The organism is Bacillus sp. FJAT-26390 (genome assembly GCF_001682865.1).
Taxonomy (GTDB): domain Bacteria; phylum Bacillota; class Bacilli; order Paenibacillales; family Paenibacillaceae; genus Pristimantibacillus.
This window is the reverse complement of the sequence record NZ_MAQX01000001.1, coordinates 1,701,047-1,711,972: the sequence shown is the minus strand read 5'-3', so window position 1 is coordinate 1,711,972 and position 10,926 is coordinate 1,701,047. Positions and strand designations below refer to the sequence as shown.

The following is a 10,926-nucleotide window of genomic DNA, read 5'->3' as shown; positions in this document are numbered from 1 at the left end:
CTAATTGATGAAAAAAAGAGTTGAAACGAAAATAGTAAGCATCTTATTTTTTGCTTTGGTAATTATGGTGACTCTATCTGCTTGCAGTTCAGGGAAAGAGACAGGCACGTTAATTAACGATGGTTTAACTGATAGTTCGAAGGGGCAAAAGCCTGTCAAATTACGTATTGTTTGGTGGGGCTCACAGACGAGGCACGAACCTACATTAAAGGCGTTGGAGCTTTACACCAAAAAAAACCCACACGTCACCTTTGATCCAGAATTCTCGGGCAACGACGGCTATGCGGATAAGCTAGCCACTCAGGCAGCATCTAAAAATGCACCGGATATTTTTCAATTAGATCTCAAATATTTCGCTGAATATGCAAGCCGCAATCAGCTTGCAGAATTGTCTACCGGCATACGTTTACAAAATATTGACGTTGCGCTCCTAGAGACAGGCAAGTATCGAAATAAGCAATATGCCATACCGCTTGGTAACAATGCTACAGCAATGGTCTATAACAAAAATGTAGTAGACAAGCTGGGAATAAAGCCGCCGAGTAATGATTGGACGTGGGAAGAATATTTTCAATTTGGTATAGATGCTAAAGCCAAGCTAGCGGATAACAAATATGCTTTGCTAGATTCTACATCAGACTATGATATGTATACGCATTATCAGTTAAGCAAGGGTCAGGGGGCTCCTATTACTGATGATGGCAAATTTAATATTAATAAAGAGACTTGGCTTGAATTTATTAATAAATACGCTGCACTTAGAGCCAAAGGAGTCGTTCCTCCTGCTGAAATAACGGCAACGGATATTGAATATGATGCCAAGCTGGACTTGTTACACAACGATAAAGTGTTGATTAGACGTTCACTTGGCGCAATATTTACTGGTTATGATAGCTTAAAGCCAGGAGTGTACCAGCTCGTTAAAGTGCCAAAGGGAGGGCAAGCCGGGGGTTTTTTAAAGCCATCGATGTTCTGGGCGGTAAGTGCTGATACAAAGCATGCGGAAGAAGCTACAAAGTTTATTGATTGGTTTATAAATGATGAAGAAGCAGCGGATATTCTGACAACAACAAGAGGTGTCCCTGTGTCTAGTACCATACTAGAACATTTGAGACCACAATTAAAAAATGCTGATATGCAGCAGGTCGAATTGAACAAAAATGTGGCACCAGATGCGCAAAAGTACAGTCAAGGAGCTAAAGGTTGGAGTAACTACACAGAAAAGGATTATAAAGATATAGGAGAGCAGGTTATTTTCGGGAAAATATCCCCTGAGGCTGCTTATGATGTGCTTATCAAAAAAGCAAAGGATTATGAATAACTTCGCTTATTATGGTAGCTGCATAAAAAGAATAAGGAGTGAGTACGATGATTACATTAACTGGTTTTGCTGATGAGATCTCCTCTGATTTGGAGGTGCAATTGGATGTAATGGCTTCAGAAGGAATTTCACATCTCGAATTTCGAGGTGTTTTTGGGAAAAATGTATTAAAACTAACAGATAGTGAAATTTCTTATGTAAAAGATAGACTGGATGCACGAGGATTTAAAGTATCTTCTATCGGTTCTCCAATTGGAAAGATTGAAATTATGGATAAATTCGATCCGCATTTGAATGATTTTAAGCGAGCAATAGAAATAGCTAATTATTTTGGTACATCAAATATTCGTATCTTCTCTTTCCATATTCCTAAGGGCGATGATCCTAGTTTACACCGAAAAGAAGTAATAACTCGGATGAGACACCTAACCTGGATAGCGGAGCAAGAGAACGTGCAGCTTCTCCTTGAGAATGAAAAAGGTGTTTATGGCGATACTGGGGAGCGTTGTCAGGATATATTAATGAGCTGCAACTCATCAAACCTACGTGCAGCGTTCGATCCCGCCAATTATGTTCAATGTGGGGTTCGGCCTATGGAGGAAGCGTATCCAATCATTCAGCCATTCATCTCTTACATTCATGTTAAGGACGCGCTTATGGGAAGTGGAAAGGTTGTGCCTGCGGGAGAAGGGGACGGGCAATTGCAGCGTTTAACGGCTGAGCTCAAGCGACAGGGGTATAACGGATTCATGTCCCTTGAGCCACATTTGGCAGCTATAGATAAGTTTCATGGCTTTAAGAATGAAGATCTATTCGTTATTGCTGTAAGAGCACTCAAGAAGTTGTTAAAAGAAGTAGAATTGGAATGGAATTAGCCGTTTATTAATTATGCTTATGTTCTATCAGTACTTTATAAACATGAATTAATTAACTAGAGGAGCGTAAGCTCCTTTTTTAATTGTATTTATTAACATGGATAAAACCATCAAGAACACTTTAATCTTCTGCTTGATCGTGTTGGTCAAATGAGCGGACTGCAGCGTCTTACGAAACGGCAAGTGTGCAAGGCGCGTCCGCGTCTATGTTACGATTTTCCCTATTGCTGTGCTACAATGTACGGGGGAATGAGTGGAGGATGCCTAGATGAAGCTTATAAAAGGGAGTATTATAACAAAAATTATTATTAGCTTGGTCGTAGCGACAACTGTTCCATTCATAATTTCGAATTATTTGTCGTATCACATTACAGGCAACGCAATCAAACGCCAGCTAGTTGAGCTGAATCAAAATTCTATGTCAATTACGATGTCAGCATTGCAGTCTTATTTTCATGAATTGTCACTACTTGGCTTGACATACTTTTCTGATCCTGAGCTTGTTAGACTGTTGTCGGAAAAAAAAGCTCAAAATCCTGCTGAAAGTGTCTATATTGAACAAAGGCTTGAAAAAATATATGCGAATTATAGCGAGATTGGCGCAGTTTCTTACAAAAGTGCGCTAACAAACAAGCAGTTTAATATTCGAAATCATTATAATGACATAGTTATTATTCCTGATTTTAAAGATCATGAGATTTCGTATGCACATAGTGAGCTGAAGCAGCCATTTCAAGTTACACTTAAAAATAGAGAGCCAAGATTGCGTATCAATAAGCCATTCATAGATATTTATACTCGCGAAGTAATCGGTTTGACTACCTTTGATGTTAAACCATTACAAATCAGCAATATGCTTACTTCCTTAACAACAAGTGAGCAAGGACCTGTTTATCTATTTATCGGAAATAATCTCGATTTACTCTATACAACTGCAGATGAGATGGAGTCGACATCTGATCCATCACTCTCAAAAGGAGATCAACAACCTACGCATCAGGAGACTGTACAAAAAACTAGAGAACCATGGCTGGAAGAACTTTATCAAAGGCTTCATACACCCCAACTACTTACAGATAAAGGGGAACTTCAAACTAATGAAGGCAGTTATGTCTATTTTAGCAAGACAGATGAAAATGGTTCAATCATGACAATCGTTAGTTTTATACCTCGCACACTTATTAATAAGGCACGTACTTCTGCACTTGGTAAAACGGTGTTAATTCAAGCAATTTCAATTGCTTTTGTTTCCATTTTGGCGGCTTTTATCTCTTATTACATGTTGCGTAGGATTAAAATAATGTTGCGGCACATTAAGAAGCTGCAAATGGGTAACTTTCAATTAAAGCGCAAGCCTGTACGGACAACACCGGATGAGTTAGATTTGTTAGAAATTAGATTGTTTGAGATGGCTGATGAGCTAGATGAGCTATGGAATAAGCAATATCGTCATCAGCTTGAGTTATCGCAAGCTCGTTTGAAAATGCTGCAAGCTCAAATCAATCCTCATTTCTTTTATAACACGCTGCAATCGATTGGAACTTTAGCGATAAAATCCAAAGCTCATGACGTCAGTGATCGACTTGCTGAATTTGCAGCTATGTTTCGCTATTCTATGGATATTGAGAACGAGGATGTTACGCTGGAAGAAGAAATCGAACATATACAGCATTACATGGTGCTTCAGCAAGGTCGCTATAAGCAAAGGCTTCAATTTGAGTTAGAATATCCAAATGAAGCGAGTTGCATTTATGTACCTAAAATGACTTTACAGCCGCTTGTTGAAAATAGTATTATACATGGTTTAGAGCGAGGAAATGGTCAAATCCTTATTATTGTAAGCATTGTTTTGACTAAGTATTCACTGTTAATTGAGGTAATCGATAACGGAAAAGGCTTTACAGATCAGCAAATTGAACAGGTCAAAGCTGGTTACCTTGAGCAGGTTGTTGTATCGGAGAAGCGGGGAATTGGTTTGTCCAATGTATTGAAGCGATTAATGCTTTATTATGGAAACGGATTTAATTGGTCGATTTCTAGCAGGCCTTATAAAAAAACGATCGTAGCATTATCGTTGCCAATTGAAGCATCAAGAGAGGGACAAGAAGATGAAGTTATTAATCGTAGATGATGAAGAGCATGTACGTGAAGGTGTTGAGCTATCGATTGAATGGCAAAGTTATAACATCAATCAAATATTTATGGCCGAAAATGGATTAGAGGCATTGGAACTTGTACGGAAGCATAGCCCAGAGTTGATAATTTGCGATATGAGCATGCATATTATGGATGGCACAGAGTTTTTAGAGAAGCTTCGGGAGGAAGGCTGGACCTCCAAAGTTATTGTGCTAAGCGGTTATCAACAGTTCCATTACACTAGGGCGACTCTGCTTGCTAACGGTGTGGATTACTTACTAAAACCATTTAAAATTCGAGATTTGGAAAAAGCTATTCAAAAAGCGTGCGATCAAATAAAACAAGAGCAGGAAGTTAGGCTAAAGGAGCTTAGCACTAATTTTCGCTTAAATGAAGTGAATAATCTCGTTACGGAGCAGCGTTTTTCTCGCTTGATTGAGGAGGAACAGGTTTCCAAAGAAGAGCTTATTACTTTTCTTACTACCATTGGAATCAACCCTGATTTTTTTTATGTTGTTACTTTTTTGCCGCGAAACAAAGATGCAATCGTAAAGCAATATTATGCTCGAGACGAGCAGCTGTTTAATTATTCGATGAAAAATATTGTTCAAGAGCTGGTTGAATCGTTTGGTAGTTGGTATGTGCTTCAACATGAAGAATTTATCCTATTGTTTATAAGTTCTAATTATTTACTTACGGATATAGAGTTGGTTGTAAAAAAAATACAGGCAGCATGGAAAAGAACTTTGCGCCTATCTTCATTTTCTGGGTTCTATAAAATGGGCTTGACAGCTAGTAGACTTCAATTAGCCTTGTTTGAGGAAAAATCGATGATTCTAAATTGTAATATTTTTGGCCACAATAAGAGTGGTCGAAAGTCAACAGCCATACACTTTTTTATAGACAAGGAGCGTGTTATTTTAGAAGCAATTCTCGCAAAAAATAAACAATATCTTCATGAGTTGGTCGAGTCTTTCGAAATGGAGTTGGCTTCGTATGAGATTGTAAGCTTAAGGGAGCTCCAGCACTATACCGTAGAAATTAACCTTTTGCTAGTGCGAATTTATATTCAACTTAACAGTGATAACTTTCATGAGACGATGCCGCTTTGGTTATCACAGCTGGAAGAATGGTCGTCAAAAATTAAACAAATTTTTAGTGATTTGCTAGAATCAGTCAACTACAGTAGGCTGGAAATAACTCAAGTTCAGTCAATCGCTGCGGTAAGAAATTATATTAATGATCATATGAAGGAAGAGGTTACATTATCGGGTTTGGCAGAGAAATTTCATTTTTCACCTCAATATTTGGCGAAAAAGTTTAAAGAAGAGTATGGCACAACGATTATGAATTATCTAACTCAGTTAAGGATAGAAAAAGCATTTTCATTGCTTGATCATACTGAGTTATCCATTCAAGAGGTTGCGAGTGAAAGTGGCTTTGAAGAGTTGAATTATTTCAGTAAGGTATTTAAAAAACATACTGGTATCACGCCTAGCGGTTATCGAAAGAAATACAAAATGTAACATAAAACACATTCATTATAATCCAAAATACTTCTGTCAAAATTGTTGATAGTAGTTGGTTGGAACTGAATGTGTTTTTTTGTTTTTTAATACTTTTTAAGAACTTCAGGTTCATAATTTACTCATTTAGGCGAATATTTCACCTGTGATCGGTAAATTTTTATAGTTATAATCAAGTTGTGTAATAAACTTCAAAATCGTAATAGGGGGATGCAAAAATGAAGAGAAGATGGGGTCTTGCACTAGTTACTACAATGCTTTTTATTTTTTCAGCATGTGGCAACAATACAGGCAGAAATCCAAATGAAGGAGCAGGTGATGGTGGAAATAAGGTTGAGAAGCTTGCTAAAATTTCTTTATTCCAAAGTAAAGTTGAAATTGCAGAGTCGCTTGAGAACTTGGCTTCTAAGTATAAAAAAGAAACAGGAAATGAAGTTGAGGTTTGGGGTTCCGCAGGTGATTCTTACATTACACAGTTACAGACAAAGTTAGCTGCTAATGAAGGTCCCACCATTTTTTCTGTGCAACAAGGTGTTGAAGCTGAAAAATTCGCATCATATTTCTATGACATGACGAATGAAACTTATGCGAAGTACATCGTTCCAAATATGGCTTTGGAGATTGACGGTAAAGTTGTAGGTGTTCCAATTGGAATTGAAGGGTTTGGGCTTGTATACAATAAAGATTTATATGATCCTTCAACTGTGAAAGACACAGAGTCATTAATACAAGCTCTTGAAAAATTCAAAGCTGATGGTATCAATGGTTTGGGACTGTCTCAAACCGCGTATTTCTTGATTGGACATATTATTAACACGCCATTTGCATTGCAGAAAGATCCTGTAGCTTTCATTAAGAAAGTAAACAAGGGTGAAGTTGATTTGAAAGAAGTACCAGAATTCCAGGAGTTCTCCAAATTGATGGAAGCTATTCGTGCTTATACGGTTAATCCAGTTGAAGTAACGTATGATCGACAAATGGGTGATCTGGCATCAGGTAAAACAGCAATTGTACACCAAGGTAACTGGAGTTACAGTATGCTCGCTGACTATGATGATATTAATATCGGTTTGGCTCCACTTCCGATCGCTGGAAACGATAAATTGGAAGTCGGCATCCCATCTGGTTGGGTTATAAACAATAAAGCATCTCAAGAACAAATTACAGCAGCTAATGCATTTTTAGAGTGGTTGTATACTAGCGAAACAGGCAAAAATACAATTCTTAATGATTTTGGTTTTGTTCCAGCGGTTACAACGATTAAACCAACGGGCCTAGATCCATTATCACAGCAAGTTTATGAAGCATCACAATCGGGAAATACAATTCCCCGGGCTTTGAATTATTTCCCGCAAGGCATTATCATTAATGATCTTGCACCGCTAGCTTCTGAATTTTTTCTTAATCCTTCCATAACACCAGAACAATTCCTTGATAAGCTTCGAGATGTTTGGGTAAAAGCTGCTAAGTAATACAGAGACATACATTGTTTAAGGCCTAAACCCTTACAAAGGATGTTAGGCCTTTCTTTTTTCATCTAAGACAAACTTGATAAAAGGGAGTTTCGTATGCCAAATAAAAAACTATGGTATTTTATATTCACCATGCCGCTGTTTTTAGTTTTTTGTATTGTTGTTCTTGTTCCATTTTTGATTGGAATTTACTATTCCTTTATTAGTTGGGGTGGAATTGCTAGTACCCCTAAAGTTTTTGTTGGCTTTGATAATTATTCTGCGTTGTTGCAGGATAAGCGTTTCCTTGCATCTGCGTGGAATACAATAAAATTCACTGTATTTGCACTATTTAGCGTTAATTTATTTGGTTTAGTGTTTGCTTTGCTGGTTACTTCTGGATTCAAGACAAGTAATCTTGTTCGCACGCTATTATTTATGCCGAATCTTATTGGCGGCTTGATTCTGGGATACATCTGGCGCTTCATTTTTACTGATGGAGTTAAACAGATAGGGTCTATAACAGGAAAAGACTCTATCTTCTTTAATTGGCTTATTGATTCAAACTACGCTTTAATTGCATTGGTAATCGTCTTCACTTGGCAGATGGCAGGCTATACGATGGTTATCTATATTGCTGGTATTCAAGGGATTTCTGATGAAGTCATGGAGGCCGCTAAAGTAGACGGAGCAAATATGTGGCATCGCATGACCAAAATCGTATTTCCGTTATTGATGCCATCGTTCACAGTTAGCTTGTTTTTAACGTTGTCGGGCGCGTTTAAAATTTATGATGTGAACTTGTCATTAACGAATGGCGGCCCAATCCACCATACTGAGTTGTTTGCTATGAACGTATTTAATGAAATATTCGGATATGGTAACTATGGACTTGGTCAAGCGAAAGCAATCGTGTTCTTTGTCATTATTGCGCTTGTAACGGTTACTCAAGTCGTAATTACAAAGCGAAGAGAGGTGCAGATGTAATGAATAAGACTAAAAATGCAATATTTTCTGTGTTAATCGTTATAATCTCACTGATGTTTTTATCGCCAATTTACATCATGATTGTTAATTCATTCAAAACACGTGCTGAATTATATGAAAATGTACTCTCTTTACCAAGCACCTTCAGCTTTGAATATTATGCAACAGCAATTAAGAAGATGAATTTCCTAACTGCACTTGGAAACTCACTCTATGTGACGATTGCTACTGTTATTTTTGTCATTGTGCTTGCTTCAATGACGGCGTGGATGCTAGTACGTCGCGATAATGTCATGAGTAAAATCATTTTCTTCTTGTTTATCGCAACAATGCTTATTCCATTCCAAACATTAATGATGCCACTTATGCAAGTAATGGATTGGATACGTACCTATTTGCATGTGCCAGTGCTTAATACGCATGGTGGATTGATCTTTATGAATATTGGTTTCCACGCTGGCATAGCTGTCTTTCTATATCACGGTTTTATTAAGTCAATCCCTATAGCTTTAGAGGAAGCGGCTGTTCTTGATGGTTGCAGTACATTTGGTGTATTCTGGAGAATTGTATTTCCTTTACTAAAAAGCATATCAGTAACCGTTGCTATTCTCGATGTTATTGCTTCATGGAACGATTACTTACTCCCGTCACTTGTGCTATCGGAAAAAGGCTTGCGTACTATCCAGCTATCAACTTTTTATTTCTTCGGCGAGTTTACAATCGTTTGGAATCAAGCGATGGCAGGCTTGACCGTAACCATTATCCCTGTTCTCATTTTCTATGCTATAGCACAAAAATATATTATTAAAGGGATTGCGGCAGGGGCAGTAAAGTAAAATTTAGTATTTGTATAAGCCAAGCAGCGTGATTCTGCGATTCGGATGGACGAAGGCCAACTAAGCGTTGAAATGCAAAGATCAAAGACGGATTATGACCTGCATGTGACGGTGCTAAGCAATACGACCGACTATGCGGTTGAAGTGGAAAGGGAGAGAATAAATGAACAAAACATGGTGGAAAGAAGCGGTAGTCTATCAAGTGTATTGGCGCAGCTTTTATGACAGCAACGGCGATGGATATGGGGATCTTGAGGGAGTATTCAGCAAGTTGGATTATATTCAAAGCCTGGGTGTGGACGTCATCTGGCTGAATCCATGCTACAATTCGCCTGACGTCGACAACGGCTACGATATTGCGGATTACCGTTCGGTCATGCCGAAGGCGGGCACGATGGCCACGTTCGAGAAGTTACTGACTGCCGTCCATGACCGAGGAATGAAGCTTATTATGGATTTGGTCGTCAATCACACCTCCAATCAGCATACTTGGTTTCAGGAGTCGCGATCCAGCATCGAACATCCGAAGCGCGATTATTACATTTGGCGCAAGCAGCCGAACAATTGGCGTTCCTATTTCGCCCCCTCCACTTGGACATACGATGAAACAACGTGCGAGTATTACTTCCATTCCTTCGCCGCTGAACAGCCGGATTTGAATTGGGAGAACGAGAAGGTACGGGAGGAAGTCTATGATTTTATGCGTTTTTGGCTGGATAAAGGGATCGACGGCTTCCGGATGGACGTCATCAATTTGCTTGCCAAAATCCCGGGCTTCCCAGACGCCGAGCGGCCCGAGGAAATTTCGTATTTGGGCAACAACCCTGGCATTCATGAGTATTTGCAGGAAATGCACGACAAAGTGTTAAAGCATTATGATGTGTTTACGGTCGGCGAAATTCCGTTCGTGAACCCCGAGGACGGCGTGCTCTACGTCGGCGAGGAGCGAGGAGAATTAAACACTCTTTTCCACTTTGAAGTATGCGATTATATGGCCCATTGGGATTTGCCGCGCTTCAAGCAAATCCAGGATCGCTGGTACAAGGGATTGTGGGGAAAGGGCTGGAACTCCCAATTTTTGAACAACCATGACCATACGCGGGTTGTATCGCGCTTCGGCAATGATACCGAATATCGAGAACAGTCGGCCAAATGCTTCGCCACCCTCATTCACACCCTGCCGGGCATGCCTTATATTTATCAGGGTGAAGAAATCGGAATGACGGGCATCCGTTTCGATTCTATCGACGAATATAACGATATTGCGATGAAGAACAAGTATAAGGAAGAGGTCGGAACAGGTCGCGAACCTGACGCTGTACTGAAGGAGCTTCAGCATTTATCGCGCGACAATTCCCGCACTCCTATGCAGTGGAATGCAGGATCGCAAGCGGGCTTCACGGAAGGACAACCATGGATCGGCGTCAATCCTAATTACAAGGATATCAATGTCGAGCAGGCTTTGAAGGACGAAAATTCCGTTTTCCATTACTACAAGCGGCTCATCGCTTTGAGAAAGAGCAACGAGGTCATGGTTTACGGCGAGTTTGAGACTTATCTGGATCAGCATGAGCAGATTTACGCTTATACGAGAAAGCTCGGAGAGGAATCCTGGCTGGTGGTGCTGAACATTTCGGAGCAGCTCGCGACCTGCAACGTCTCCGACCTCGGCGTAGGGAAGCTGGGCGAAATCGTCATCAGCAATAACCCTGAACGAACCATTCAGGAAACGGTGATCGATTTTCTGCCTTATGAGGCAATTGTATATCGGGTGTAAGAAAAATCGAGCGCTAT

General features: G+C 39.5%; 8 protein-coding genes. All 8 read left to right on the top strand.

Annotated features, from left to right (window positions below; translation table 11 throughout):
• Nucleotides 1-7: 7 nt before the first annotated feature.
• Nucleotides 8-1,321 carry an ABC transporter substrate-binding protein gene (locus A7975_RS07890; protein ID WP_082198038.1) on the top strand — a complete coding sequence of 438 codons (1,314 nt, stop codon included), beginning with the start codon at nt 8-10 and terminating at the stop codon, nt 1,319-1,321.
• A gap of 47 nt (nt 1,322-1,368) precedes the next feature.
• Nucleotides 1,369-2,196, top strand: coding sequence for a sugar phosphate isomerase/epimerase family protein (locus A7975_RS07885; protein WP_053376575.1), 828 nt, complete (start codon nt 1,369-1,371; stop codon nt 2,194-2,196).
• A gap of 268 nt (nt 2,197-2,464) precedes the next feature.
• The gene (locus A7975_RS07880) at nt 2,465-4,327 is read left to right on the top strand and encodes a sensor histidine kinase (protein WP_065384720.1); all 1,863 of its coding nucleotides are present in this window, start codon (nt 2,465-2,467) and stop codon (nt 4,325-4,327) included.
• Nucleotides 4,305-5,858 carry a helix-turn-helix domain-containing protein gene (locus A7975_RS07875; RefSeq protein ID WP_065384719.1) on the top strand — a complete coding sequence of 518 codons (1,554 nt, stop codon included), beginning with the start codon at nt 4,305-4,307 and terminating at the stop codon, nt 5,856-5,858. Before A7975_RS07880 ends, A7975_RS07875 begins: the two co-directional genes overlap by 23 nt.
• Before the next feature lie 218 nt (nt 5,859-6,076).
• Nucleotides 6,077-7,330, top strand: a complete 1,254-nt coding sequence (locus A7975_RS07870; protein WP_065384718.1) for a sugar ABC transporter substrate-binding protein — start codon at nt 6,077-6,079, stop codon at nt 7,328-7,330.
• Between the two features lie 96 nt (nt 7,331-7,426).
• Nucleotides 7,427-8,296 (top strand): carbohydrate ABC transporter permease, encoded by an 870-nt coding sequence (locus tag A7975_RS07865; RefSeq protein ID WP_053376571.1) that lies wholly within the window; start codon nt 7,427-7,429, stop codon nt 8,294-8,296.
• Entirely contained in the window at nt 8,296-9,132 is an 837-nt protein-coding gene (locus A7975_RS07860; protein WP_065384717.1) for a carbohydrate ABC transporter permease, read from the top strand. The genes A7975_RS07865 and A7975_RS07860 overlap by 1 nt, the downstream gene beginning before the upstream one ends.
• A gap of 163 nt (nt 9,133-9,295) precedes the next feature.
• Nucleotides 9,296-10,909, top strand: a complete 1,614-nt coding sequence (locus A7975_RS07855) for a glycoside hydrolase family 13 protein (RefSeq protein ID WP_065384716.1) — start codon at nt 9,296-9,298, stop codon at nt 10,907-10,909.
• Nucleotides 10,910-10,926 lie beyond the last annotated feature (17 nt).

Bases quoted from the DNA above. Each gene is read 5' to 3' on its own strand.
- A7975_RS07890 (WP_082198038.1), top strand. From the start codon at position 8: ATGAAAAAAAGAGTTGAAACGAAAATAGTAAGCATCTTATTTTTTGCT.
- A7975_RS07885 (WP_053376575.1), top strand. From the start codon at position 1,369: ATGATTACATTAACTGGTTTTGCTGATGAGATCTCCTCTGATTTGGAG.
- A7975_RS07880 (WP_065384720.1), top strand. From the start codon at position 2,465: ATGAAGCTTATAAAAGGGAGTATTATAACAAAAATTATTATTAGCTTG.
- A7975_RS07875 (WP_065384719.1), top strand. From the start codon at position 4,305: ATGAAGTTATTAATCGTAGATGATGAAGAGCATGTACGTGAAGGTGTT.
- A7975_RS07870 (WP_065384718.1), top strand. From the start codon at position 6,077: ATGAAGAGAAGATGGGGTCTTGCACTAGTTACTACAATGCTTTTTATT.
- A7975_RS07865 (WP_053376571.1), top strand. From the start codon at position 7,427: ATGCCAAATAAAAAACTATGGTATTTTATATTCACCATGCCGCTGTTT.
- A7975_RS07860 (WP_065384717.1), top strand. From the start codon at position 8,296: ATGAATAAGACTAAAAATGCAATATTTTCTGTGTTAATCGTTATAATC.
- A7975_RS07855 (WP_065384716.1), top strand. From the start codon at position 9,296: ATGAACAAAACATGGTGGAAAGAAGCGGTAGTCTATCAAGTGTATTGG.